The following is a 23,811-nucleotide window of genomic DNA, read 5'->3' on the forward strand; positions in this document are numbered from 1 at the left end:
CACAACCGGGCGACACTTACACGCCGGAGCGTTATGCACAGGTGCTGGAAACCTGTCGTCTGCCGCACTTGGTTGGGCGGCTGGATGAAGCCAATCATTGGCAGCGCATGCTCTCGCCGGGTGAACAGCAACGCCTGGCCTTCGCCCGCGCGCTCCTTTATGCACCGCAATGGTTGTACATGGACGAAGCCACTTCGGCGATGGATGAAGAAGACGAGGCGACCTTGTATCAGGCGTTGATCGACGAGATTCCGGGGTTGAGCATTGTCAGCGTCGGTCACCGAAGCAGTTTGAAACGATTCCATCCACGGCATGTGCGGATCGACAGCGGGCGTCTGGTCGAACAGGCCATAACTGTCTGAACACTCACCTGTGGGAGCGAGCCTGCTCGCGAAGGGGCCATATCGGTCGACGAATCTGTCGTCTGAACCACCGCTTTCGCGAGCAGGCTCGCTCCCACAGTGGGGTAATGTGATCTGCCCGGTGATCGTACAACTCGCTTGAGCTATGATGGCGCCAAGCCGAACTTTCGAGACAAGATGCAGACCATGGAAAAGCTGATCGACACCCCGCGCCTCCCCCGCAAGCGCCGCAGCCTCGCCCAGGAATTGGTGACGGTGTTGAGCGAGCAGATCCGCGATGGCCTGCTCAAGCGTGGCGACAAATTGCCCACCGAGTCGGCAATCATGGAAGCCCATGGCGTCAGCCGCACTGTGGTGCGCGAGGCGATTTCCCGTCTGCAGGCCGCCGGTCAGGTGGAAACCCGCCACGGCATCGGCACCTTTGTTCTCGACACACCGAGCCCGAGCGGTTTCCGTATCGATCCGGCCACCGTTGTCACTCTGCGTGATGTGCTGGCGATTCTCGAATTGCGCATCAGCCTCGAAGTCGAATCCGCCGGCCTCGCCGCGCAACGCCGCAGCCCCGAACAACTGGCAACCATGCGCGCCGCCCTCGACGCTCTGAACGAAAGCGCCTCGCATGCCAGCGATGCGGTGTCGTCGGACTTCGCTTTCCACCTGGAAATCGCCCTGTCCACCGGCAACCGCTACTTCACCGACATCATGACGCACCTGGGCACCAGCATCATTCCACGTACGCGGCTAAACTCGGCGCGTTTGGCTCATGATGACCAGCAGCACTACATGGGCCGCCTGAGCCGCGAGCACGAAGAAATCTACGACGCGATTGCCCGCCAGGATTCCGATGCCGCGCGTGCGGCGATGCGTCTGCACCTGACGAACAGCCGCGAAAGACTGCGCCAGGCCCATGAAGAGGCGCAGGCGCAGGGGTGATGTTGTCAGAGTTCGAGATAAACCTTCTGCTCTTCAGACTGTGCAGTATTACCAGATGATCTCTGCACGCTATAGCTCAATGTAGCGATGGCACCCGGCTCAAATTTTTCTGCAAAGATTTTTTTCGCAATAACGAATACAAATGAGGCGTCGGTGGGTGATTTTACTTCGAGCTCCTGCTTATCTTGGTTCCCTGTGGAAGTGCTCACCTCGAAGATCACCTTGTCTCCCTCCATAACATTTGGGTACGACTCGACGCTGCCGTGAGCAGGGTCAACCAAATTATGGATGTAAAGCGTGAGTTTCCCGTCATGCACGGTGGCTTCGAGAAGTTGAGGCGGGGCGAGGTTTGTTGGGTTTGCAGTCATGATTGAAATTCCTTTTATACCTAATCAAACCTTTTAATTCCGTAGTAATGACGCGCTACGATAGGAGCCGGTTCGCTATCCCCTGCGGTCATTAGCTCAGTTAGGCCCTTTCTTGCGCACCTGTTAGAAATACCAGTCCCGACCAACGGTCGTCACGCAAAGCGGCTGCGCCTGGAAACGTGAAATGGTGATGAGAAACGCCGTGTTCACGCCTCGATCCGCAACCTCAACCCCTGCGAATACGGCTCCATACTCGACTCATCCCGAAACTTGTAGCGCAGTTCCACCTCGCGGTTCAGGTACGGTTGCAATGCTTCTTTCGGCAGCTGCACCTCGATGTCGAAGAGCTTTTCCATTTCATCCTCGGCGTCATCCCAGGCGCCAGTGTCCACTTCATCACCTTCCCATTCAGGTTCTTCTCCATCGCTGCCGAGAATCGCGTAGACGCTCCAGTTCGCTGCGAAATCGCTGGAATCCGGGACCTGCACGGTGAGGATGTCCGGCAATTGCGAGAGCTGAAGCGTGACGCAGTCGTCCTGTGCGGGGGCGATGTGGGTGAGGGTAGGGGCAGCAAAGTGCATCGACATAACGGCTTCCTTTGAGTGGTTCGCCACGATCCTTCGTGGCAGTCGACGTACTTTACGAGCCGCTGGTCCCCTCAGAATTAAACGAATCCAGACCGGATATTTCCGCGAGCAAATGCTTCAAGGACGGGCCTTCCAGCGATTTCCAGAGGCATAAGCAGTGATTTTGTCGGACAAAAAAGCCCTGCCAACGATGAAATGCAGTTGACGGTTATTTTTTAAGTTGTACGATGACCTACAACTTCGGCGAAGGCTGAACGGTCCACTCACAATAAAACGTTGCTACCAGGGTGTTCGAATAATGAATCCACAAGAACTGAAGTCCATCCTCTCTGCCGGCCTGCTGTCTTTCCCGGTGACCGATTTCAACGCGCAGGGCGATTTCAACCGCGCGGGCTACATCAAACGCCTGGAATGGCTGGCTCCGTATGGCGCTTCGGCTCTGTTCGCCGCCGGCGGCACCGGTGAGTTCTTCTCCCTGGCCGCCAGCGAGTATTCGGAAATCATCAAGACTGCCGTCGACACCTGCGCGACCAGCGTGCCAATCCTCGCTGGTGTTGGTGGTTCGACCCGCCAAGCCATCGAATACGCTCAGGAAGCCGAGCGTCTGGGCGCCAAAGGCCTGTTGCTGCTGCCGCACTACCTGACCGAAGCGAGCCAGGACGGTGTTGCCGCCCACGTTGAAGCCGTGTGCAAATCGGTGAAGATCGGCGTGGTCGTCTACAACCGCAACGTTTGCCGCCTCAACGCGCCGCTGCTGGAACGTCTGGCCGAGCGCTGCCCGAACCTGATCGGCTACAAGGATGGCCTGGGCGATATCGAGTTGATGGTGTCGATCCGTCGCCGCCTCGGTGATCGCTTCAGCTACCTCGGTGGTCTGCCGACCGCTGAAGTCTACGCCGCTGCCTACAAGGCGTTGGGCGTGCCGGTCTACTCCTCGGCGGTGTTCAACTTCATCCCGAAAACCGCGATGGACTTCTACCACGCGATCGCTCGCGAAGATCACGCCACCGTCGGCAAGATCATCGACGACTTCTTCCTGCCGTACCTGGACATCCGCAACCGCAAGGCCGGTTACGCCGTGAGCATCGTCAAGGCAGGTGCAAAAATCGCCGGCTATGACGCAGGTCCGGTGCGTGCGCCGCTGACCGACCTGACCGGCGAAGAGTACGAAATGCTCGCCGCGCTGATCGACAAGCAAGGCGCGCAATAAACGAGAAAAGCGAGGCCGCTGAGCAATCAGCGGCTTTTTGCGTGAAGGCTTTTAGAGTTGAGGGCTGCCCTGTGACAACTGCAAAACGCTACGACAACTACATCAATGGCGAATGGGTCGCCGGTGCCGATTACTCGGCCAACATCAACCCGTCCGAACTCAGCGACACCATCGGCGACTACGCCAAGGCTGACCTGACCCAGGTCAACGCCGCCATCGACGCTGCTCGCGCTGCGTTCCCGGCGTACTCCACTTCGGGCATTCAGGCCCGTCACGATTCGCTGGATAAAGTCGGCAGCGAGATCCTCGCCCGTCGCGAAGAGCTCGGCACGCTGTTGGCCCGTGAAGAGGGCAAGACCCTGCCGGAAGCGATCGGTGAAGTGACCCGCGCCGGCAATATTTTCAAGTTCTTCGCCGGCGAATGCCTGCGCCTGTCCGGTGACTATGTGCCGTCGGTACGCCCGGGCGTCAACGTCGAAGTCACTCGCGAAGCGCTGGGCGTGGTCGGTCTGATCACCCCGTGGAACTTCCCGATCGCCATCCCGGCGTGGAAAATCGCCCCGGCCCTGGCCTACGGCAACTGCGTCGTGCTCAAGCCTGCCGATCTGGTGCCGGGCTGCGCCTGGGCGCTGGCGGAAATCATCTCCCGCGCGGGCTTCCCGGCCGGTGTGTTCAACCTGGTAATGGGCAGCGGTCGCGTGGTTGGCGAGGCGTTGGTCAACAGCCCGAAAGTCGACGGCATCAGCTTCACCGGTTCGGTGGGCGTGGGTCGTCAGATCGCGGTCAACTGCGTTTCGCGCCAGGCCAAGGTGCAGCTGGAAATGGGCGGCAAGAACCCGCAGATCATTCTCGACGACGCCGACCTCAAGCAAGCGGTCGAGCTGTCGGTGCAGAGCGCGTTCTACTCCACCGGCCAGCGCTGCACAGCGTCGAGCCGTCTGATCGTCACCGCTGGCATCCACGACAAGTTCGTTGAAGCGATGGCCGAGCGCATGAAGTCGATCAAGGTCGGCCACGCGCTGAAAGCCGGCACCGACATAGGTCCGGTGGTTTCCCAGGCGCAGCTTGAACAGGACATGAAGTACATCGACATCGGCCAGTCCGAAGGTGCACGTCTGGTCAGCGGCGGTGGTGTGGTGACTTGCGACACCGAGGGCTACTTCCTCGCGCCAACCCTGTTTGCCGACAGCGAAGCGTCGATGCGCATCAGCCGCGAAGAAATTTTCGGCCCGGTGGCCAACATTGTTCGTGTGGCCGATTACGAAGCTGCGCTGGCAATGGCCAACGACACCGAATTCGGCTTGTCGGCCGGCATCGCCACCACCTCGCTGAAGTACGCCAACCACTTCAAGCGCCACTCCCAGGCCGGGATGGTGATGGTCAACCTGCCGACCGCCGGTGTGGATTACCACGTACCGTTCGGCGGGCGTAAAGGCTCGTCCTACGGCTCCCGTGAGCAGGGCCGCTATGCACAAGAGTTCTACACGGTCGTGAAGACCAGTTACATCGGATCGTAACCCCGCTGCACCCGCGCCGGGCCATCGCCTGAGGCCCTGCGCGGCACAAGACCAAAGAATGTTTTACCCGCATAAAAATAATCAGTGGGAGTACATCTGCATGCAATCCTCCAAGCCGACTCACGTCCGCTATTTGATCCTGCTCATGCTGTTTCTGGTGACCACGATCAACTACGCCGACCGTGCCACGATCGCCATTGCCGGTTCCAGCCTGCAAAAGGACCTTGGCATCGACGCCGTTACCCTCGGCTACATCTTCTCCGCATTCGGTTGGGCCTACGTCGCCGGGCAAATTCCCGGTGGCTGGCTGCTCGATCGCTTCGGCTCGAAAAAAGTCTATGCCCTGAGCATTTTCACCTGGTCGCTGTTCACCGTGCTGCAAGGCTTCGTCGGTGAATTCGGCATGTCCACGGCAGTGGTTGCGCTGTTCATGCTGCGTTTCCTGGTGGGCCTGGCGGAAGCGCCATCGTTCCCCGGCAACGCGCGCATCGTGGCGGCGTGGTTCCCGACCGCTGAACGCGGCACCGCTTCGGCGATCTTCAATTCGGCGCAATACTTTGCCACCGTGCTGTTCGCGCCGTTGATGGGCTGGATCGTCTACAGCTTCGGCTGGGAGCACGTGTTCATCGTCATGGGTATCCTCGGTATCGTGTTCTCGCTGGTGTGGCTGAAAGTCATCTACAGCCCGCGCGAACACCCACGGGTCAACGAGGCCGAGTTCAAGCACATCGCTGACAACGGCGGCATGGTCGACATGGATCAGAAGGGCAAGAAGTCCGACGGTCCGAAGTGGGATTACATCCGTCAGCTGCTGACCAACCGCATGATGCTGGGCGTGTATCTGGGCCAGTACTGCATCAACGGCATCACCTATTTCTTCCTGACCTGGTTCCCGGTGTATCTGGTGCAAGAGCGTGGCATGACCATTCTCAAGGCCGGTTTCATCGCTTCGTTGCCGGCGATCTGCGGCTTTATCGGCGGCGTGCTCGGCGGGGTGATTTCCGACTACCTGCTGCGCAAGGGCCATTCGCTGACTTTCGCTCGCAAGGCGCCGATCATCGCCGGCCTGCTGGTGTCGAGCAGTATCGTCGCGTGCAACTATGTTGAAGTGGAATGGATGGTCGTGGGCTTCATGGCCCTGGCATTCTTCGGCAAAGGCGTTGGCGCACTGGGCTGGGCGGTGGTCTCCGATACTTCGCCGAAACAGATCGCCGGTCTGAGCGGTGGCCTGTTCAACACCTTCGGCAACATCGCTTCGATCACCACGCCGATCGTCATTGGCTACATCATCAGCTCCACTGGCTCGTTCAAGTGGGCGCTGGTGTTTGTCGGCGCCAACGCACTGGTCGCGGTGTTCAGCTATCTGGTGATCGTCGGCCCGATCAAGCGTGTGGTGTTGAAAGAGCCGCCAGCCAAGGGCGGCAATGAAGCCACCGGCAATTTGTCTCAAGCGCATTCCTGAGGAGCGGCGTCATGCAGTTGATTGAACATTCCGACTCGCCGCGCTACATCCGCCTGCACGAGCGGGACAACGTTGTAGTGGTGGTCAACGATCAGGGCGTACCGGCCGGTACCGAGTTCGCCGACGGCCTGGTCACCCTGGATTTCGTACCGCAGAGCCACAAGGTCACCCTGGAGGATATTCCCGAAGGCGGCCCGGTGATTCGTTACGGGCAGATCATCGGCTACGCCTTGCAGCCGATCCGTCGCGGCAGTTGGGTCAAGGAAGATCAACTGCGCATGCCCACCGCGCCGCCGCTGGACAGCTTGCCGCTGTCCACCGATGTGCCGGATGCGCAGGCACCGCTGGAAGGCTTCACGTTCGAGGGTTATCGCAACGCCGACGGCACCGTCGGCACGCGCAACATCCTCGGCATCACCACCACCGTGCAGTGCGTCACCGGCGTGCTCGATCACGCGGTCAAGCGCATCAAGGAAGAGCTGCTGCCGAAGTACCCGCACGTCGATGACGTGGTGGCACTGACCCACAGTTATGGCTGCGGTGTGGCGATTACCGCGACCGATGCCTACATCCCGATTCGTACCGTGCGCAATCTGGCGCGCAACCCGAACCTGGGTGGCGAAGCACTGGTGATCGGTCTGGGCTGCGAGAAATTGCAGGCCGGGCAGGTGATGCACGAGGACGATGCCTCGGTGGATCTCAGCGATCCGTGGCTGTACCGCTTGCAGGATTCCAGTCACGGCTTCACCGAAATGATCGAGCAGATCATGGAACTGGCCGAAGTGCGTTTGAAGAAACTCGACCAGCGCCGTCGCGAAACCGTGCCGGCCTCCGAGCTGATTCTCGGTATGCAGTGTGGCGGCAGCGATGCCTTCTCCGGCATCACCGCCAACCCGGCGCTGGGTTATGCCTCGGATTTGCTGTTGCGCGCGGGGGCGACGGTGATGTTTTCCGAAGTCACCGAAGTGCGCGATGCGATCTACCTGCTGACGTCGCGGGCGCAAACGCAAACCGTCGCCGAAGAGCTGGTACGCGAGATGGACTGGTACGACCGTTACCTGGCCAAGGGCGAAGCCGATCGCAGCGCCAACACCACGCCGGGTAACAAGAAGGGCGGGTTGTCGAACATTGTCGAGAAGTCGCTGGGCTCGATCGTCAAGTCCGGCAGCAGCGCGATCAATGGCGTGCTCGGCCCGGGCGAGCGTTTCAAGCACAAGGGCCTGATTTTCTGCGCGACGCCGGCCAGCGATTTTGTCTGCGGGACGCTGCAACTGGCGGCGGGGATGAACCTGCACGTGTTCACCACCGGTCGCGGCACGCCTTATGGGCTGGCCATGGCGCCGGTGGTCAAGGTATCGACGCGGACTGAACTGGCGCAGCGCTGGCCGGACCTGATCGACATCGACGCCGGACGCATTGCCACCGGGCGCGCGACCATCGAAGAACTCGGCTGGGAGTTGTTTCACTATTACCTGGATGTTGCCAGTGGCAAGCAACAGACCTGGGCGGAAAAGCACAAGCTGCATAACGACATCACCCTGTTCAACCCGGCGCCGATTACCTGAGACCGCGTCATCGTTCTTCGCGAGCAGGCTCGCTCCCACAGGGATATGCATTGCAAATGTGGGAGCGAGCCTGCTCGCGAATGCGATCTGCCAGACGCCGAAGGACTTGCGGTGCCTGTGATCGTTCCCACGCTCTGCGTGGGAATGCCTCATGTGACGCTCCGCGTCACGCTTTGGGACGCAGAGCGTCCCGGGGCTGCATTCCCACGCAGAGCGTGGGAACGATCAGGGTGAAAGTGGCTTATCATTAGCCCCCTATCGACGCTCACCCAAGGCTCTCCGGCATGCTGGCAATCTTTCTTGAAACCCTGAACATCACCGCGCCGGTGTTTGCCATGCTGTTTCTCGGTGTGCTGCTCAAGCGCATCGACTGGATCAACGACAACTTCATCCACACCGCCTCGTCGCTGGTGTTCAACGTGACCATGCCGGCGCTGCTGTTTCTCGGCATTCTCCACGCCGACCTGCACGCCGCGCTGCAACCCTCGCTGCTCATCTACTTTTCCCTCGCGACCCTGGTGAGTTTCGCCGTGGCCTGGGGCTGGGCGATTTTCAAATGTCCGCGGGAAGATCGCGGCATCTACACCCAGGGCGCGTTTCGTGGCAACAACGGCGTGATCGGCCTTGCACTCGCCGCGAGCATGTACGGCGATTACGGCATTTCCCTCGGGGCAATTCTCGCGGCGCTGGTGATCTTGTTCTACAACACGCTCTCCACCATCGTACTGGCGGTGTACAGCCCGGTGATCAAGTCCGATCCGTGGAGCATCTGCAAAAGCGTGTTCAGCAACCCGCTGATCATCAGCGTGATTTCGGCGGCGCCATTCGCTTATTTCAAGATCGGTTTGCCGGGCTGGCTGGAAACCTCCGGCCAGTATCTGGCGCAGACCACTTTGCCGCTGGCGCTGATCTGTATCGGCGGCACGCTGTCGCTGGCGGCGTTGCGCAAGAGCGGCAAGATGGCGCTCAGTTCCAGTCTGGTGAAGATGGTCGGTCTGCCGTTACTGGCAACCGTGGGCGCGTGGCTGTGGGGCTTTCGCGGGGCGGAACTGGGGATTCTTTTTCTGTACTTCGGCAGCCCGACGGCAGCGGCGAGTTTCGTCATGGCCCGGGCAGCGCAGGGCAATCATGAGCTGGCAGCGGCGATCATCGTGATGACCACCTTGATGGCGGCGATTACCACCAATGTCGGGATCTTTGTGTTGCAGTGGGGTGGGTGGATCTGAGCAAGGATTCGCATTGTCTGCCAGGGCCTCTTCGCGAGCAGGCTCGCTCCCACAGGGAAGCGCATTGCAAATGTGGGAGCGAGCCTGCTCGCGAAGGCGGTCACTGCGGTTTCTGGTAGGTATCGATCACTTCCTGCGCCGCGCGAAACGCATCGATCGCCGCCGGTACGCCGGCATACACCGCGCAATGCAGCAGCGCCTCGCGAATCTCTTCCACCGTGCAGCCGTTGTTCAGCGCACCGCGCACATGGCCTTTCAACTCCTGCGGACACTTCAACGCGGTCAGCGCGGCGAGGGTGATCAGGCTGCGGGTTTTCAGCGACAAGCCTTCGCGATTCCACACGCCGCCCCAGGCGTGTTCATTGACGAAATCCTGCAACGGCTGGGTGAACTCGGTGGCGTTGCCCAGGGCGCGATCAACGAACGCATCGCCCATGACCTGACGACGGATTTCAACCCCGGACTGCTTCGACTCGCTCATGGCACATCTCTCTTGTGGTGTTGGCGACGCCAGGCGCGGATCGACGTGAACAGCAGAAACGTCAGCAGCGCCGGCAGGACATAAAACAGCATCAAGCGCTCGAGTTTGCCGGCCAGCGGCATGCCGGTGGTGAACGACACCACATGCAGCCCGTAGACCAGATACAAACCAAGCAGCAGCAAGCCTTCGGCCCGGGTCACGCGATAGCCGGAATAGAACACCGGCAAGCACAGCGCCGCGACGCCGAGCATCACCGGCAAGTCGAAATCTAGTGCATTCGGGGAAACGGAAAGCGGCGTCGGTGCGAGTAGGGCGGTCAGCCCGAGCACCCCGAGCAGGTTGAACAGGTTGGCGCCGATCACGTTGCCCACGGCAATGTCGCGCTGCCCGCGCAACGCGGCGATCAGCGAGGTCGCCAGCTCCGGCAGCGAAGTGCCGACCGCGACCACGGTCAGACCGATGACCCGTTCGGACAGGCCAAGGTCGGTGGCCACGACCACGGCGGCGCCGAGCAGCAAACGCCCGGCGAACACCAGCATGGCCAGGCCAGCGAGAATCATCAGCACACTGATCAGCCAGGATTGCTGCGTCTCGGTGGGTCGCTCTGTATGGGGGCGGGTCGAGTGTCGCGACTGGCGGAACAACAAGCCAAGGTACAGCGCCAACGCCCCGAGCAGCAGGACGCCGTCGAAACGCCCGAGATCTTTATTCCAGGCGAGGATGAATACCAGCAGGCTGGCGCCGATCATCAGCGGGATATCCAGGCGCACCAGTTGCCGCGACACGCGCAGCGGAATGATTAGTGCCGAGAGGCCAAGGGTGACGAGGATGTTGAAGATGCCGCTGCCGACCACGCTGCCGACGGCGATGTCCGGGTTGTCGGTCAGCGCCGCTTGCAGGCTCACGGTCATCTGCGGCGCGCTGCTGCCGAGAGCGACGATGGTCAGGCCGATGATCAACGGACGCACGTGCAGGCGCTCGGCCAGGCGCACGGCGGCGCGCACCATCAGCTCGGCGCCGATGAGCAAAAGAACCAGGCCGCTGAGCAATTCGATGACGTTGATCAGCGGCAGATCGGCTAGTCCGAAAATGGTCGGCGCTCCATCAGTCCAGGGCCTGCACGCGAACCCGTGCGGTGCCGCTGCGCAGCATGCCGATTTCATCGGCGGCCTCGCGCGACAGATCGATCAGCCGGCCACGGGTGTGCGGGCCGCGGTCATTGATGCGGACCACGACTGATTCATCATTTTTCAGGTTGGTGACCTTCACCCGCGTGCCGAACGGCAACTGGCGGTGGGCGGCGGTCAGGGAATGCTGGTTGAACGCTTCGCCGCTGGCGGTGCGTTTACCGTGATGTTTGGCTCCATAGTAGGAGGCGACGCCGGTCTGGTCGTAACCGTGCGGGTCGATGGTGTTGGTACTGGCGCAACCGGCCAGCAGAGAGAGCAGGGCGCTGCTCAGCAACAGACGCTTCATTCAAAGGTATCCCGGATCAAATGTAGGAGTGACCTGTGGCGAGGGGATTTATCCCCGTTGGACTGCGCAGCAGTCCCAAAACTGAGAACTCGATTTATCTGGTGCAAATCAAGCTCAGCAATTGGGGCCGCTTCGCGGCCCAACGGGGATAAATCCCCTCGCCACAGGTCCCTTCCACGGGGGATGGAGCCAGGCTTTGGATCTGGCTCCATTGGTGGTCAGCCTTCGAGCTTGCTTTTCAGCAGTTCGTTCACCTGCTGCGGGTTGGCCTTGCCTTTCGAGGCTTTCATGGCCTGGCCGACGAAGAAGCCGAACATCTTGCCGCGTTTGGCTTCGTCTGCCGCGCGGTACTGTTCGACCTGTTCGGCGTTGGCCGCGAGCATTTCATCGAGCACGGCGGAGATCGCGCCGGTGTCGGTGACTTGCTTGAGGCCGCGCTTCTCGATGATCTCGTCAGCACTGCCTTCGCCGTTGGCCATCGCTTCGAACACCACCTTGGCGATCTTGCCGGAGATGGTGTTGTCCTTGATGCGCTGCAGCATGCCGCCCAGTTGCTCGGCGGAGACTGGCGAGTCTTCGATGTCCAGGCCCTGCTTGTTGAGCAGGCTGCCCAACTCGACCATCACCCAGTTCGCCGCCAGTTTCGCGTCGCCACCGATGGCTGCGACCTTCTCGAAGTAATCCGCCTGTTCACGGCTGGTGGCCAGCACGTTGGCGTCGTAGGCCGACAGACCGAACTGGCTCTGGAAGCGCTCGCGCTTTTGCGGTGGCAGTTCCGGCAGGGTGGCACGCACTTCACCGAGGAACGACTCTTCGATGACCACCGGCAGCAGGTCCGGATCGGGGAAGTAACGGTAGTCGTTGGCTTCCTCTTTCGAACGCATCGGACGGGTCTCGTCCTTGTTCGGATCGTACAGGCGGGTCTGCTGGATCACTTTGCCGCCGTCCTCGATCAGTTCGATCTGACGCTGGATCTCGGAGTTGATTGCCTTCTCGATGAAGCGGAACGAGTTGACGTTCTTGATCTCGCAGCGAGTGCCGAACTCGACCTGGCCTTTCGGGCGCACCGAGACGTTGCAGTCGCAACGCAGCGAGCCTTCGGCCATGTTGCCGTCGCAGATACCCAGGTAACGCACCAGCGCGTGGATCGCTTTGACGTAAGCCACGGCTTCCTTGGCGCTGCGCATGTCCGGCTCGGAGACGATTTCCAGCAGCGGCGTGCCGGCACGGTTCAGGTCGATGCCGGTGGCACCGTTGAATTCTTCGTGCAGGCTCTTGCCGGCGTCTTCTTCCAGGTGCGCACGGGTGATGCCGACGCGTTTGACCGTGCCGTCTTCCAGGGCGATGTCCAGGTGGCCCTTGCCAACGATCGGCAATTCCATCTGGCTGATCTGGTAGCCCTTCGGCAGATCCGGGTAGAAGTAGTTCTTGCGGGCGAACACGTTGTGCTGGCCGATCTCGGCGTCAATCGCCAGACCGAACATCACCGCCATGCGCACCGCTTCCTGGTTGAGTACCGGCAGCACGCCGGGCATGCCCAGATCGATCAGGCTGGCCTGGGTGTTCGGCTCGGAACCGAACGTGGTGGAACTACCGGAAAAGATTTTCGACCGGGTGGTGAGCTGAGTGTGAATCTCCAGCCCGATCACGACTTCCCATTGCATGTGTGTCTCCTCAGAAGCCGGTTGGGGTGCGGGTGTGCCAGTCAGTGTTGAGCTGATACTGGTGGGCAACGTTCAACAGGCGGCCTTCCTGGAAATACGGCGCGAGCAACTGCACGCCCACCGGCAGACCGTCGACAAAACCGGCCGGCATCGACAGGCCCGGCAGGCCGGCGAGGTTGGCGGTGATGGTGTAGACGTCTTCCAGGTATGCAGCGACTGGGTCGCTGTTCTTCGCGCCAAGCTTCCAGGCCGGGTTCGGCGTGGTCGGGCCGAGGATGATGTCGACTTCATTGAAGGCAGCCATGAAATCGTTCTTCACCAGGCGACGAATCTTCTGCGCTTTCAGGTAGTAGGCGTCGTAGTAACCGGCGGACAACGCGTAGGCACCGACCATGATCCGGCGCTGCACTTCCGCGCCGAAGCCTTCGCCACGGGAACGCTTGTACAGGTCGATGAGGTTTTCCGGGTTCTCGCAGCGATGGCCGAAACGCACGCCGTCGAAACGCGACAGGTTCGAGGAGGCCTCTGCCGGGGCGATCACGTAATAAGCCGGGATCGCGTGCTGCATGTTCGGCAGGCTGATTTCCTTGATCACCGCACCGAGCTTCTGCAACTGCTGGATGCTGTTCTGGATCAGCTCGGCAATGCGCGGGTCGAGACCGGCGCTGAAGTATTCCTTCGGCACGCCGATGCGCAGGCCTTGCAGCGACTCGCCGAGGCTGGCGGAGTAATCCGGAACCGGCTCATCGATGCTGGTGGAATCGTTCGGGTCGAAGCCGGCCATGCCTTGCAGCAGGATCGCGCAGTCTTCGGCCGTGCGCGCCAACGGGCCGCCCTGATCGAGGCTGGAAGCGTAGGCAATCATGCCCCAGCGCGAAACGCGACCGTAGGTCGGCTTCAGGCCGGTGAGGTTGGTGAACGCCGCCGGCTGACGGATCGAACCGCCGGTGTCAGTGGCCGTGGCGGCTGGCAACAAACGAGCGGCAACTGCCGCCGCCGAACCACCGGACGAACCACCCGGTACGTGTTCCAGATTCCACGGGTTTTTCACTGCGCCGTACCAGCTCGACTCGTTGGCCGAACCCATGGCGAATTCGTCCATGTTGGTCTTGCCCAGGGTCACGGCGCCGGCAGCGGCCAGTTTCGCGACTACGGTGGCGTCGTATGGAGCCTTGAAGTTGTCGAGCATCTTCGAGCCGCAGCTGGTGCGGATGCCCTGGGTGCAGAACAGATCCTTGTGGGCGATCGGCGCGCCGAGCAGGGCGCCGCTCTCACCGTTGGCCCGGCGTGCATCGGCGGCTTTCGCCTGCTCGATGGCCAGATCCTCGGTGAGGCTGATGAAACTGTTGAGCTGCGGGTCGAGCTGGGTAATACGCGCCAGCAGGACTTTGGTCAGCTCTTCGGAAGAAAACTTTTTATCGGCGAGACCGCGGGCGATCTCGGCCAGAGTCATTTGATGCATTGCAGGCTCTTTCCCTTTAGTCGATGACTTTCGGAACCAGATACAGGCCGTTTTCGACCGCTGGTGCGATGGACTGGTAGGCCTCGCGATTATTCGTCTCGGTCACCACGTCGGCGCGCAGGCGCTGACTGGCTTCCAGGGGGTGGGCCAGCGGCTCGATACCGTCGGTATCAACGGCCTGCATTTCGTCGACCAGCCCGAGAATGCTGTTGAGGGCGGAAGTAATGTGCGGAAGATCGGCATCGTTGAGGCCAAGGCAGGCCAGGTGCGCGATTTTTTCCACGTCGGAGCGTTCTAGCGCCATCGGGATTCTCCAGTGGAAAACAGAACGGACGGCGTCCGTGTGTTAGATTGTCGGAACACTACCGCACTTCTACGGTCATAAGGCCGCGATTGTGGGGCTTGGTGCACAGAAAAGCGGCCAATTTAACATATTGGCGCCTTGCCCAAAATCCCTGTCGTTGTTAGAGTTTGCCGCACTTTTTTACCCACGCGTTGCCTAGGGTCCCTTTCCCATGTTCAAGAAACTGCGTGGCATGTTTTCCAGCGATCTTTCCATTGACCTGGGCACTGCCAACACCCTTATTTACGTGCGCGAGCGCGGTATCGTCCTGAATGAGCCATCGGTTGTGGCCATTCGGACACACGGTAACCAGAAAAGTGTCGTCGCTGTCGGCACCGAGGCCAAGCGCATGCTCGGCCGTACGCCGGGCAACATTGCCGCCATTCGTCCGATGAAGGACGGCGTGATCGCCGACTTCAGCGTCTGCGAAAAGATGCTGCAGTACTTTATCAACAAGGTTCACGAAAACAGTTTCCTGCAGCCCAGCCCTCGTGTGCTGATCTGCGTTCCATGCAAGTCCACCCAGGTTGAGCGTCGTGCCATCCGTGAATCGGCCCTTGGCGCCGGTGCCCGTGAAGTGTTCCTGATCGAAGAGCCGATGGCTGCTGCGATCGGTGCCGGCCTGCCGGTTGAAGAAGCGCGCGGTTCGATGGTTGTGGACATCGGCGGTGGTACCACTGAAATCGCCCTGATCTCCCTCAACGGTGTGGTTTACGCCGAATCCGTACGTGTCGGCGGCGACCGTTTCGACGAAGCGATCATCACCTACGTGCGCCGCAACTACGGCAGCCTGATCGGTGAATCCACCGCCGAGCGCATCAAGCAGGAAATCGGTACTGCCTACCCGGGCGGCGAAGTGCGCGAAGTCGATGTTCGCGGTCGCAACCTGGCCGAAGGCGTTCCACGCGCATTCACCCTGAACTCCAACGAAGTGCTCGAGGCTCTGCAAGAGTCGCTGGCCACCATCGTTCAGGCGGTGAAAAGCGCGCTGGAGCAATCGCCGCCGGAACTGGCTTCCGACATCGCCGAGCGTGGCCTGGTGCTGACTGGTGGTGGCGCGCTGCTGCGTGACCTCGACAAGTTGCTGGCCCAGGAAACCGGTCTGCCGGTGATCGTTGCCGAAGACCCGCTGACCTGTGTCGCTCGCGGCGGTGGCCGTGCGCTGGAAATGATGGATAAGCACACCATGGATCTGCTTTCGAGCGAATAAGCTTCGAATGCAATACGTGGGTGAACGCACAGGCAGCACTTTGCAGTGCTGCCTGTTGGCGTTTATCTTCTGTCAGTCTTCATCCAGGCCGGTTTGATGCCGTATGAATAAACAGAACATTTGCCTGGGAGGAGCGGCTTATTAAACCGCTTTTCACCAAAGGCCCTTCGTTGGGCGTGCGCCTGTTGGTGCTGGCCGTGCTCGCGGTCGCACTGATGGTGGTCGATGCACGTTTCGATCTGCTCAAGCCCGCGCGCAAGCAAGCGTCGCTGGTGCTCATGGATGCCTACTGGATCACGGACCTGCCCGGCCGCTTGTGGGAAGGGGTCGCCAGTCAGTTCGGCAGCCGCACCGAGCTCGTCGCCGAAAACGAAAAACTCAAGACCGAAAACCTGCTGTTGCAGGGGCGCATGCAAAAGCTCGCGGCCCTGACCGAGCAGAACGTTCGGCTGCGCGAGTTGCTCAATTCCTCCGCATTGGTCAATGAAAAGGTCGAAGTGGCCGAGTTGATCGGCATGGACCCCAACCCCTTCACCCATCGCATCATCATCAACAAAGGTGAGCGCGACGGCGTGGTGCTCGGTCAACCGGTGCTCGATGCACGCGGGCTGATGGGCCAGGTGGTTGAATTGATGCCGTACACCTCGCGTGTCCTGCTGCTGACCGACACCACCCACAGCATTCCGGTGCAGGTAAACCGTAACGGTCTGCGCGCGATTGCCAGCGGCACCGGCAACCCGGAACGCCTGGAATTGCGTCATGTCGCCGACACGGCGGACATCAAGGAAGGCGATCTGCTGGTCAGCTCCGGTCTTGGCCAGCGATTCCCGGCCGGTTATCCGGTGGCGACGGTAAAAGAAGTCATCCACGACTCCGGCCAACCGTTCGCCATTGTCCGTGCGGTACCTACCGCCGCCCTGAACCGCAGCCGCTACCTGCTGCTGGTGTTCAGCGATAGCCGCACCGCCGAGGAACGCGCCAATGACGCCGCCCAGGCCCAGGAACAGCTCGATGCCCACGGCGGCGGCCCGATGTTGCCGGCCAGCGTGCCGAAACCGTTGATCATGCCTGCCACGCCGTCGACCGCTGCCGCAGCGCCGGCCGCTGAAGCAGCGGCGCCTGCCACCACGCCTGCCAAGCCCGCCGCGAGCAAGCCGCCCGCTGCCGCTCCGGCCGCTGCCAAACCGCCGGCCGCGAGCAAACCACCGGCAAAACCGCCAGCGACTACCGGGGGACGAGAATAATGGTCGGCGCGAAAAAATCCGCAAACGGCTGGATGATCTGGCTGACGTTCTTCGTCGGCATCCTGCTCAGCGTATCGCCGTTGCCAATCTTCATGGAAATCCTTCGCCCGCTGTGGCTGGCCTTGCTCGTGACGTTTTGGGCGCTGTACATGCCGCACACGGTCGGCATGGTCACGGCGTTCTGTCTGGGGCTGGCCGAAGATGTCCTGCAGGGCGACCTGCTCGGGCAGAACGCGCTGATCCTGACCCTGATTACCTTCCTCGTGTTGTCGTTGCAGCAGCGTCTGCGCATGTTCCCGATGTGGCAGCAGTGTCTGGTGATCCTGGTGATCTTCGGCCTCGCACAATTGGCGCAACTGTGGCTCAGCGCTCTGACCGGCAACCGTCAGCCAACCCTGGCGCTGGTGCTGCCGGCGCTGGTCAGCGCCTTGCTCTGGCCGTGGGTCAGCTTCGCCCTTCGCGGGATGTGCCGACGCTACAGAATTTATTGAGCCGGTGAAGCAGGGCACTGAACAGGGAGATGTTTTGATGAAACTGCTTTACCTCGCCTCCGGCTCACCGCGGCGCCGTGAATTGCTCACGCAGATCGGCGTGCAGTTCTCCGCCATCAGCACGGACATCGACGAAACCCCGCTTCCTGAAGAATCCCCTTCGGCCTATGTCGAGCGCCTCGCGCGTGGCAAGGCTGAGGCCGGGCGCCGCTCGGTCGTCTCTGACCAGCCGTTCTGCGTGCTTGGCGCCGACACCGCTGTGGTACTCGACGGCAAAATACTTGGCAAACCGGTGGACGAAGCCGATGCATGCGCCATGCTGATGATGTTGTCCGGCAACGAACACGAAGTGCTGACCGCCATCGCCGTGCTTGAAGGTGAGCGCTGCGAGTCGCGGGTGGTGCGCAGTCGCGTGCGTTTTCGCAGCATCAGCCGCGAAGAGGCCGGCGCCTACTGGGCCAGTGGCGAACCGCGCGACAAGGCCGGCGGCTATGGCATTCAGGGCCTGGGGGCGGTGTTTGTCGCCGGGCTCGACGGCAGCTATTCGGCGGTGGTCGGCCTGCCGCTGTGCGAAACCTGCGAGGTGTTGGGCCATTTCGGCATACCCTGTTGGCAAAACCTGAACACGCCCTGAGCGTCGTACGAATCCAGATGCGGCCACTATCGTGAACATGCCTGAACGAGATCCTGCCATGAGTGAAGAGATTCTGATCAACATCACGCCGATGGAATCGCGCGTGGCGGTGGTCGAAAACGGTGTGCTGCAAGAAGTCCACGTCGAGCGCACGCAGAAACGCGGGATCGTCGGCAACATCTATAAAGGCAAGATCGTCCGCGTCCTGCCAGGCATGCAGGCGGCATTTGTCGACATCGGGCTCGATCGTGCGGCTTTCATTCACGCCGCCGAAATCTCCCTGCGCGAAGGCCCGGCGGTGGAAAGCATCAGTTCGCTGGTGCACGAAGGGCAGAGTCTGGTGGTGCAGGTCACCAAGGACCCGATCGGCTCCAAGGGCGCACGCCTGACCACGCAACTGTCGATTCCTTCGCGTTATCTGGTGTACATGCCGCGCACTGCCCACGTTGGAATTTCCCTGAAGATCGAAGACGAAGCCGAACGCGAGCGCCTCAAGCAGGTGGTCAGCGATTGCGTGGCCAAAGAAGGCATCAAGGAGGCCGGCGGTTTCATTCTGCGCACAGCCGCTGAAGGCGCGGGCGCTGATGAAATCCTCATGGACATCCGCTACCTGCGGCGCCTATGGGACCAGATCAACGAGCAAATCAAGACCATCGCCGCGCCGAGCGTGATCTACGAAGACCTCGGCCTGGCCCTGCGCACCCTGCGTGATCTGGTCAATCCGAAAATCGAGAAGATCCGCATCGATTCCCGGGAAACATTCCAGAAAACTACGCAATTCGTCGCCGAACTGATGCCGGAAATCGCCGATCGTCTGGAACACTATCCGGGCGAGCGGCCGATCTTCGATCTGTACGGAGTCGAAGATGAAATCCAGCGCGCGCTGGAGCGCAAGGTACCGCTGAAATCCGGCGGCTATCTGGTGATCGACCCGGCGGAAGCCATGACCACCATTGACGTCAACACCGGAGCGTTCGTCGGTCATCGCAATCTCGAAGAAACCATTTTCAAGACCAATCTCGAAGCGGCCACGGCGATCGCCCGGCAGATGCGCCTGCGCAATCTCGGCGGGATCATCATCATCGACTTCATCGACATGGAAGATGAAGAGCACCAGCGTCAGGTCCTGCGCACTCTGGAGAAACAGCTGGAGCGCGATCACGCCAAGACCAACATCATCGGCATTACCGAGCTGGGCCTGGTGCAGATGACCCGCAAGCGCACCCGTGAAAGTCTCGAACAGGTGCTGTGCGAACCGTGCAGCAGTTGCCAGGGACGCGGCAAGCTGAAAACCGCTGAAACCATCTGTTACGAGATCTTCCGCGAGATTCTGCGCGAGGCGCGGGCCTATCAGGCCGAGGGTTATCGGGTGCTGGCCAACCAGAAAGTAGTCGATCGTCTGCTCGATGAAGAGTCCGGTAACGTCGCCGAGCTTGAAGGCTTTATCGGCCGCACCATACGCTTCCAGGTGGAAACCATGTATTCCCAGGAACAATATGACGTGGTGCTGCTCTGAAGCCCTGCATCACCACTCATTCAACGCGGCTGGCCTCAGCTTTTCGCAGTATTTTTGCCATGGGAGCCAACTGACATGGAGCGTCTGACACGCATTCTGGCCGCACTCACCCGCTGGGGGCTGGGCCTGTGCGCGTTGGTTCTGGTGTTGATGGCGTTGTACGTCAGCCTCGGCCGCGAGCTGACCCCTCTGGTGGCGGAATACCGCGCCGACATCGAAGACAAGGCCAGCGCCGCCCTCGGCATGCCCTTGCAGATCGGTGAGCTGGAAGGCAACTGGAGCGGTTTCGCGCCGATCCTGCTGGCCCACGACGTGATGGTCGGCGACGGTGCCAACGCTCTGCGCCTCGACCGCGTGCGGGTGGTGCCGGATATGTGGGGCAGCGTGCTCGCCCGCGAAGTGCGCCTCGCGCATATCGAACTCAACGGTTTGAAGATCAGCCTCAAGGAAGCCGAAGACGGCACCTGGGCGCTGGAAGGCCTGCCGGTGCAGAAGGATCAACCGTTCGATGCGGCACAACTGTTCCAGCGCTCGCAGATGATCAAGCAACTGTCGGTACTAGACAGCCAGGTGACCCTGCAACCGCTCGATCACCCGCCCATGACGCTCACCTATGTCGGCCTCAATGTGCGTACCGGCGCCAGTCGCCAGCGTCTCGATGCGCGTCTGACCTTGCCCGACGGCCAGCCTGTGGCGCTGAGCCTGCGCAGCCAATTGCGTCCTGATCAGTGGCAGAACAGCGTCATCGAGGGTTATGCCAGCCTGCCGCAAAGCGACTGGTCGAAATGGCTGCCCGAGCGCCTGACCCAGCAATGGAATTTTTCCGAGATCAAGGCCGGCGGTGAACTCTGGGTCGATTGGGCCGAAGGCGCGTTGCAAAGCGCCGCGTTGCGCCTGAATGCGCCGCAAGTGACCGGTGCCTACGCCGAGCGCAAGCCGATCCAGATCAACAATCTGGCGCTCAACGCCTATTACCGCAACACCGCCGAGGGCGCAAAGGTCACTCTTGATTCACTGGCGATGAGCTTCGGCGACACCCGTTGGGAATCCCATGTGCAGGTGCAGCAGACTCGCGCCAGCGCCAACGCTGAAGAGCTCTGGCATTTGCAGGCCGATCGCCTCGATCTGACCCCGATCACGCCGCTGCTCAATGCGCTGGGGCCGTTGCCGCAAAGCTTCGCCACAGTGGTCGAGCGTTTGAAGGTAACCGGCGGCCTGCGTAATGTGATGCTGGACTTCCGCCCGACCGCCACCGATGGCAGCAAATTCGGCTTTGCCGCCAATCTCGACAACGTCGGTTTCGATGCCTACCACGGCGCTCCGGCGGCGCGGAATGTCAGTGGCAGCCTCAGCGGCAATCTGGACGGCGGTGAGTTGCGCCTCGACAGCAAGGACTTCGTCCTGCACCTCGATCCGATTTTCGCCAAGCCATGGCAATACTTGCAGGCCAATGCGCGGCTGACCTGGAAGCTCGACAAGGACGGCTTCACGCTGATTGCGCCGTACCTGAAGGTGCTGGGCGAGGAGGGCAAGATTGCCGGCGACTTCCTCATCCGCCTGCACTTCGACCATAGCCAGGAAGACTACATGGACCTGCGCGTCGGCCTGGTCGATGGCGACGGTCGCTATACCGCGAAATACCTGCCGGCGGTGTTGAGCCCGGCGCTTGATGAGTGGCTGCGCACGGCGATCCTCAAAGGCGCGGTGGACCAGGGCTTCTTCCAGTATCAGGGCTCACTGAGCAAGAACGCCGGCGAGGCTGATCGCAGCATCAGCCTGTTCTTCAAGGTCCATGACGCCGAACTGGCCTTTCAGCCGGGCTGGCCGCATGTGAGCAAGGTCAGCGGCGACGTGTTCATCGAGGACAGCGGCGTGCGCATCTGGGCCAGCAAGGGCCAGTTGCTCGATACGCAAGTCAGCGATGTCTTCGTCAATATTCCTCACGTACCGGCCGGACAGAACAGCCATCTGTTGCTCGATGGCGCGTTTGCCGGTGGCCTGGGCGATGGTTTGAAGATTCTTCAGGACGCGCCGATCGGCACCGGCGAAACCTTTGCCGGTTGGGAGGGCGCGGGTGATCTGAACGGCAAGCTCAAGCTGGATATTCCGCTGGCCAAGGGCGAACAACCGAAAATCCTCGTCGATTTCAAGACCGCCAATGCGCGTTTGAAACTGGCCGAACCGAAACTGGAACTTAGCCAGCTCAAGGGCGATTTCCGCTTCGACAGCAATAAAGGCCTCAGCGGCCAGAACATCTCTGCACGGGCCTTCGACAAACCGGTCACTGCGCAGATATTCGCCGACGGCAGCCCCAACCAGATCAAGACTCGGGTGGCTGCCTCGGGGCAGGTCGAAGTGAAAAAGCTCACTGACTGGCTCGGCGTGACCCAGCCGTTGCCTGTGTCCGGGACTGTTCCTTATCAATTGCAGCTGAACCTCTCAGGGGCCGACAGTCAGTTGATAGTCAGTTCCAGCCTCAAAGGCGTTGCAGTGGATCTGCCGGCGCCGTTCGGCATGGCCGCCGATGTCGGGCGCGACACGGTGTTCCGGATGACCTTGCAAGGGCAGGAGCGGCGGTACTGGTTCAATTACGATCAACTGGCCAATTTCACCTTTGCCGCGCCGCCGAGCAATTTCGCCGATGGCCGTGGCGAACTGTTTCTCGGCGCTGGCGAAGCGGTGTTGCCGGGCGCCAAGGGCCTGCGCATTCGCGGGGTGCTGTCGGAACTCGATGTCGCGCCGTGGCAGGATCTGGCCAGCAAGTACGCCGGCCAGGATCCGGGCGGCAGCGCCAAACAATTGCTCAGCAGCGCTGACGTCAAAGTCGGCAAGTTGACAGCGTTCGGCACCACGCTGGATCAGGCCTCGGTGCAAATCAATCGCAAGCCCGGCGCGTGGAATCTGGCGCTCGACAGCCAACAGGCCAAGGGCAGTGCCAGCCTGCCGGACGCCAAAGGCGTGCCCATTGCGGTGAATCTGCAATACGTGAAACTGCCGGCGCCGGACCCGGCAGTGCAGGCAGACGAGAATGCGCCTGATCCATTGGCATCGGTCGACCCGACGAAAATCCCGGCACTCGATATTACCCTCAACCAATTGTTTCTCGGCCCTGATCTGGTCGGTGGCTGGTCGCTGAAAGTGCGGCCGACCGCCAAGGGCATCGCCCTGAACAACCTCGACATGGGCCTCAAAGGCATCCTGCTGCAAGGCAACGGTGGCTGGGAAGGCGCGCCAGGGGCGACCAGCAGTTGGTACAAGGGAAGGGTCGGCGGCAAGAACCTTGCTGACGTGCTCAAAGGCTGGGGCTTCGCCCCGAGCGTGACCAGCGAAGAATTCCACATGGACGTCGATGGCCGCTGGCCAGGATCGCCAGCATGGCTGGCGACCAAGCGCTTCTCCGGCACGCTCGATGCCTCGCTGAACAAGGGCCAGTTCGTTGAAGTGGAAGGCGGTGCTCAGGCGCTGCGGGTGTTCGGCCTGCTCAACTTCAACTCCATCGGCCGGCGTCTGCGTCTGGACTTCTCCGACCTGTTCGGCAAAGGCCTGAGCTACGACCGGGTCAAAGGTTTGCTGGTGGCGAACAACGGTGTCTACGTCACCCGTGAGCCGATTCGCCTGACCGGGCCTTCGAGCAATCTTGAGCTGGACGGCACGCTGGATCTGGTCGGTGACAAGGTCGATGCGAAATTGCTGGTGACCTTGCCGGTGACCAACAACCTGCCGATTGCCGCGCTGCTCGTCGGCGCACCGGCGGTCGGCGGCGCGCTGTTCCTCATCGACAAGCTGATCGGCGACCGCGTGGCGCGCTTCGCCAGCGTCAAGTACACCGTCAAAGGCCCATGGAAAGAGCCTAAAATCACCTTCGACAAGCCTTTTTAACTAGCAGACACTACCCCTGTAGGAGCTGCCGAAGGCTGCGATCTTTTGATCTGGCTCTTAAAAAAAAATCAAAAGATCGCAGCCTTCGGCAGCTCCTACACAGTCATATGCAAATTCCGAGGAGCGGCCATGTCTTTAGCGGTGATTCAAATGGTCAGCCAGAGCGACGTGCCGGCCAATC

The 23,811-nt window shown here is 61.1% G+C and carries 21 protein-coding genes; 13 read left to right on the forward strand and 8 right to left on the reverse strand.

The window, feature by feature from the left end:
• A partial coding sequence (locus D6877_RS15105) for an ATP-binding cassette domain-containing protein (protein WP_130911316.1) occupies positions 1-362 on the forward strand: 362 nt, incomplete at its 5' end.
• A 186-nt stretch (positions 363-548) separates the two neighbouring features.
• A complete protein-coding gene (locus D6877_RS15110) occupies positions 549-1,295 on the forward strand; it encodes a FadR/GntR family transcriptional regulator (RefSeq protein ID WP_024011597.1) in 747 nt (248 codons plus the stop codon).
• A gap of 5 nt (positions 1,296-1,300) precedes the next feature.
• Here the strand turns inward: D6877_RS15110 and D6877_RS15115 are convergent, their stop codons facing one another.
• Together D6877_RS15115 and D6877_RS15120 are read right to left on the reverse strand one after the other, a co-directional pair.
• Complete coding sequence (locus D6877_RS15115; RefSeq protein ID WP_130911317.1) at positions 1,301-1,663, reverse strand: hypothetical protein; 363 nt, start codon at positions 1,661-1,663, stop codon at positions 1,301-1,303.
• Between the two features lie 206 nt (positions 1,664-1,869).
• On the reverse strand, positions 1,870-2,250 hold the full coding sequence (locus D6877_RS15120; protein ID WP_130911318.1) for a hypothetical protein: 381 nt from the start codon (positions 2,248-2,250) through the stop codon (positions 1,870-1,872).
• 298 nt (positions 2,251-2,548) lie between these two features.
• Here D6877_RS15120 and kdgD point away from each other — a divergent pair, with 298 nt between their 5' ends.
• The 5 genes from kdgD (at position 2,549) to D6877_RS15145 (ending at position 9,230) form a co-directional block, all read left to right on the forward strand.
• Positions 2,549-3,460, forward strand: coding sequence for a 5-dehydro-4-deoxyglucarate dehydratase (gene kdgD, locus D6877_RS15125; RefSeq protein ID WP_016771708.1), 912 nt, complete (start codon positions 2,549-2,551; stop codon positions 3,458-3,460).
• A 71-nt stretch (positions 3,461-3,531) separates the two neighbouring features.
• Positions 3,532-4,977 carry an aldehyde dehydrogenase family protein gene (locus tag D6877_RS15130; protein WP_071174379.1) on the forward strand — a complete coding sequence of 482 codons (1,446 nt, stop codon included), beginning with the start codon at positions 3,532-3,534 and terminating at the stop codon, positions 4,975-4,977.
• A gap of 100 nt (positions 4,978-5,077) precedes the next feature.
• A complete protein-coding gene (locus D6877_RS15135; RefSeq protein WP_051600602.1) occupies positions 5,078-6,439 on the forward strand; it encodes an MFS transporter in 1,362 nt (453 codons plus the stop codon).
• Between the two features lie 11 nt (positions 6,440-6,450).
• Complete coding sequence (gene garD / locus D6877_RS15140) at positions 6,451-8,004, forward strand: galactarate dehydratase (RefSeq protein WP_016771706.1); 1,554 nt, start codon at positions 6,451-6,453, stop codon at positions 8,002-8,004.
• A 284-nt stretch (positions 8,005-8,288) separates the two neighbouring features.
• Complete coding sequence (locus D6877_RS15145; RefSeq protein WP_016770674.1) at positions 8,289-9,230, forward strand: AEC family transporter; 942 nt, start codon at positions 8,289-8,291, stop codon at positions 9,228-9,230.
• Between the two features lie 100 nt (positions 9,231-9,330).
• On the opposite strand, the gene D6877_RS15150 is transcribed toward D6877_RS15145, so the two are convergent.
• The 6 genes from D6877_RS15150 to gatC all read right to left on the reverse strand — a co-directional run bounded on the left by D6877_RS15150 (position 9,331) and on the right by gatC (position 14,617).
• On the reverse strand, positions 9,331-9,711 hold the full coding sequence (locus D6877_RS15150; protein WP_130911319.1) for a carboxymuconolactone decarboxylase family protein: 381 nt from the start codon (positions 9,709-9,711) through the stop codon (positions 9,331-9,333).
• Positions 9,708-10,784, reverse strand: a complete 1,077-nt coding sequence (locus tag D6877_RS15155) for a calcium/sodium antiporter (RefSeq protein ID WP_178083691.1) — start codon at positions 10,782-10,784, stop codon at positions 9,708-9,710. Before D6877_RS15155 ends, D6877_RS15150 begins: the two co-directional genes overlap by 4 nt.
• Positions 10,785-10,815: 31 nt before the next feature.
• The gene (locus tag D6877_RS15160; RefSeq protein WP_130911320.1) at positions 10,816-11,187 is read right to left on the reverse strand and encodes a septal ring lytic transglycosylase RlpA family protein; all 372 of its coding nucleotides are present in this window, start codon (positions 11,185-11,187) and stop codon (positions 10,816-10,818) included.
• Positions 11,188-11,405: 218 nt separating this feature from the next.
• Positions 11,406-12,851, reverse strand: a complete 1,446-nt coding sequence (gene gatB, locus D6877_RS15165) for an Asp-tRNA(Asn)/Glu-tRNA(Gln) amidotransferase subunit GatB (RefSeq protein ID WP_016771702.1) — start codon at positions 12,849-12,851, stop codon at positions 11,406-11,408.
• A 10-nt stretch (positions 12,852-12,861) separates the two neighbouring features.
• Complete coding sequence (gene gatA, locus D6877_RS15170; protein ID WP_024011605.1) at positions 12,862-14,313, reverse strand: Asp-tRNA(Asn)/Glu-tRNA(Gln) amidotransferase subunit GatA; 1,452 nt, start codon at positions 14,311-14,313, stop codon at positions 12,862-12,864.
• A 16-nt stretch (positions 14,314-14,329) separates the two neighbouring features.
• The gene (gene gatC / locus D6877_RS15175; protein WP_024011606.1) at positions 14,330-14,617 is read right to left on the reverse strand and encodes an Asp-tRNA(Asn)/Glu-tRNA(Gln) amidotransferase subunit GatC; all 288 of its coding nucleotides are present in this window, start codon (positions 14,615-14,617) and stop codon (positions 14,330-14,332) included.
• Between the two features lie 211 nt (positions 14,618-14,828).
• Here gatC and mreB point away from each other — a divergent pair, with 211 nt between their 5' ends.
• The 6 genes from mreB (at position 14,829) to D6877_RS15205 (ending at position 23,630) form a co-directional block, all read left to right on the forward strand.
• Complete coding sequence (gene mreB / locus D6877_RS15180; protein WP_002555108.1) at positions 14,829-15,866, forward strand: rod shape-determining protein MreB; 1,038 nt, start codon at positions 14,829-14,831, stop codon at positions 15,864-15,866.
• A gap of 140 nt (positions 15,867-16,006) precedes the next feature.
• On the forward strand, positions 16,007-17,110 hold the full coding sequence (gene mreC / locus D6877_RS15185; protein ID WP_130911321.1) for a rod shape-determining protein MreC: 1,104 nt from the start codon (positions 16,007-16,009) through the stop codon (positions 17,108-17,110).
• On the forward strand, positions 17,110-17,601 hold the full coding sequence (gene mreD, locus D6877_RS15190) for a rod shape-determining protein MreD (protein WP_042608773.1): 492 nt from the start codon (positions 17,110-17,112) through the stop codon (positions 17,599-17,601). The genes mreC and mreD overlap by 1 nt, the downstream gene beginning before the upstream one ends.
• A gap of 37 nt (positions 17,602-17,638) precedes the next feature.
• Positions 17,639-18,235 (forward strand): Maf family protein, encoded by a 597-nt coding sequence (locus tag D6877_RS15195; protein WP_130911322.1) that lies wholly within the window; start codon positions 17,639-17,641, stop codon positions 18,233-18,235.
• A gap of 58 nt (positions 18,236-18,293) precedes the next feature.
• Positions 18,294-19,751: a ribonuclease G gene (rng, locus tag D6877_RS15200; protein WP_016771696.1), complete on the forward strand. Its 1,458-nt coding sequence runs from the start codon at positions 18,294-18,296 to the stop codon at positions 19,749-19,751.
• A 75-nt stretch (positions 19,752-19,826) separates the two neighbouring features.
• Entirely contained in the window at positions 19,827-23,630 is a 3,804-nt protein-coding gene (locus tag D6877_RS15205; protein ID WP_130911323.1) for a YhdP family protein, read from the forward strand.
• Positions 23,631-23,811 lie beyond the last annotated feature (181 nt).

The organism is Pseudomonas sp. Sample_9, from assembly GCF_004307535.1.
GTDB lineage: Bacteria > Pseudomonadota > Gammaproteobacteria > Pseudomonadales > Pseudomonadaceae > Aquipseudomonas > Aquipseudomonas mercuritolerans.